Origin of the sequence: Streptomyces sp. SID12501 (assembly GCF_010550245.1) — a bacterium.
In the GTDB taxonomy this organism is placed as follows: domain Bacteria; phylum Actinomycetota; class Actinomycetes; order Streptomycetales; family Streptomycetaceae; genus Streptomyces.
On sequence record NZ_JAAGLU010000421.1, the window covers coordinates 1 to 516 of the forward strand.

Here is a 516-nt window from a genome sequence, read left to right on the forward strand (position 1 = left end):
CGTACTCGTGCACGCGCACGTCGAGGCCGTCGAGTACGGAGCGGTCGCCGATGCCGGCGACGACGACGTGCTCGATGGTCGGCAGGTGCGGCAGCAGCGGCGCGAGGAGCGGCAGCAGGGTGCCGTTGACCAGGACGACCTTGTCCACGGCGTGGTTCACGATGAAGACGAGCTGCTCGGGGGGCAGCCGCAGGTTGAGCGTGTGCAGGACCGCGCCCATGGACGGGATGGCGAAGTACGCCTCCACGTGCTCCGCGTTGTTCCACATCAGCGTCGCGACGCGGTCGTCCTGCCTGACGCCGAGTTCATCGCGCAGGGCGGTGGCCAGACGGTTGGCGCGGGTACCGATCTCGGCGAAGCTGCGGCGGTGCGGCTCGGCCTCCCCGGTCCAGGTCGTGACCTGGGACTTCCCGTGGATCGTCATCCCGTGCTGGAGTATGCGGGTGACGAGGAGCGGTACGTCCTGCATGGTGCTCAGCAAAGCGTCCTCCCGGTGAGCGCTGCGGCGCTGCGGCG

1 protein-coding gene is annotated in these 516 nt (G+C 69.6%); it reads right to left on the reverse strand.

What is annotated here, in order from left to right; genetic code table 11:
• The coding region (locus tag G3I71_RS46555) for an AMP-binding protein (RefSeq protein ID WP_164324990.1) at nt 1-481 on the reverse strand (481 nt) is incomplete at its 3' end.
• Nucleotides 482-516 lie beyond the last annotated feature (35 nt).